The organism is Oryzihumus sp. (assembly GCF_054325275.1).
The window spans coordinates 1-1,566 of sequence record NZ_JBTCWL010000137.1; the positions used below are offsets into that span (position 1 = coordinate 1).

The following is a 1,566-nucleotide window of genomic DNA, read 5'->3' on the forward strand; positions in this document are numbered from 1 at the left end:
TCGGGCTTGTCGGTGCGCACCCACATGGTGTGCATGACCGCGACCAGCACCCCGAGGCCGATGGTCAGCGGGACCATCAGGAAGTGGTAGACGGTCGTGATCCCGAACTGCCAGCGTGCGATGTCCAGGACGTCCACAGTCTGTGCCCTCCTCGGCGAGCTACGATCGACTCGTTCTTTCTACGCCGGGTAGAAGACATTTTTCTACGACACGTAGAACACCGTGCTGTGAGCTGCGAGACAGGAGGAACCGTGGCGTCGCTGGGGGAGCTGGAGCGTGCGGTCATGGACCGGTTGTGGTCCGCGGACGGTCCGGTCGCGGCCACGACGCTGCGCGAGGAGCTCGCCGACCGTGGGGTCGCGCTCACCACCGTGCACACGGTGCTGACCCGGCTCGAGCACAAGGGCTTCGTCGTCCACGACGACGAGCGGCCGCGCCGCTTCCGCGCCAGTGCCTCCCGGGCCGATCACTCCGCCGAGCTCATGCACGAGGTGCTCGGCAACTCCGGTGACCGGCAGGCCGTGCTGGCCCGGTTCGTCGGCAGCGTGTCGCAGGACGAGGCCCGGCTGCTCCGGGAGCTGCTCGCCGGCGCGGACGACGCCGCGCGCGGCTGACACCGCTCCGCCCGCCCGTGCTGCCCGCCACCGCGGCCGCGCTCGCCGTCCTGGCGGCGCTGCTCGCCTGGCCCGTCCCCGCCCTGCTCGCGCGCGCCGGCTGGGCCCGGCGCGACCCGCTGGTCGCGCTCGTCTGCTGGCAGGCGGTCGGGCTGGCCGGTGGGTTGTCGATGATCGGGGCGCTGCTCGTCCACGGGCTCGCGCCCTGGGGGGCGTCGGTGCCGGGTGCGGCCTGGGCGCTGGCGCGTGGGCGGCCGGCCGTCGATCCGGTGCGCGGCGACCACTGGGTCGCGCTGACCCTGGCCGGAGTCCTGGCGGCGGAGTTGGTGGGGGTGCTGCTGCTCTCCTGGGTGCGCACGACGCGCACCCGCCGCAGGCACCGGGCGCTGCTCGAGCTCGTCGTCCGTCCGGCGGTCGACGTCCCCGACGCGCGGCTGCTCGACCACCCGGCGCCGGTCGCGTTCTGCATCCCGGGGGCGCGCCCACTGCTGGTGTTCTCCTCGGGCATGGTGGCCGAGCTCGACGACGAGCAACTGGCCGCCGTCGTCGCGCACGAGCGCGCGCACCTGAAGGAGCACCATCACCTGCTCCTGCTGCCGTTCGTGGCGTGGGAGGCCGCGCTTCCCGTGCTGCCCGCGGCCGCCCGCGCGCACGCGGCGGTCCGGGAGCTGGTGGAGATGCGGGCCGACGACGTCGCACTCGGCTCGCTGCCCGGTCCCGAGCCGCGGCGCACGCTGGCCCGCGCGATCGTCGCCGCCGCCGGGGCCGACGGCGGGGGAGGTGTGCCCGAGGGCGCGCTCGCCGTCACCGGCAGCGGGATCCGCGCCCGCGTCGTCCGGCTGCTCGACCCGCCCGCACCGCTGTCCGCGGCCGCCCGGTGGGCCGCCCTCGCCGCGGCGACGCTGCTGATCCTCGCCCCGACCGCGCTGCTCGTCGTCCCCGCCGTCTGACG

Annotated in this window: 3 protein-coding genes; 2 read left to right on the forward strand and 1 reads right to left on the reverse strand. The window is 75.2% G+C overall.

Going from position 1 to position 1,566, the window contains the following annotated elements; genetic code table 11:
- On the reverse strand, positions 1-137 hold a 137-nt coding region (locus tag ACXVGS_RS19020), incomplete at its 3' end, for a cytochrome ubiquinol oxidase subunit I (protein ID WP_458538231.1).
- A 114-nt stretch (positions 138-251) separates the two neighbouring features.
- Here ACXVGS_RS19020 and ACXVGS_RS19025 point away from each other — a divergent pair.
- Positions 252-614, forward strand: coding sequence for a BlaI/MecI/CopY family transcriptional regulator (locus ACXVGS_RS19025; RefSeq protein WP_458538229.1), 363 nt, complete (start codon positions 252-254; stop codon positions 612-614).
- A gap of 17 nt (positions 615-631) precedes the next feature.
- A complete protein-coding gene (locus ACXVGS_RS19030; RefSeq protein WP_458538230.1) occupies positions 632-1,564 on the forward strand; it encodes a M48 family metalloprotease in 933 nt (310 codons plus the stop codon).
- The last annotated feature ends 2 nt before the right edge of the window (positions 1,565-1,566 follow it).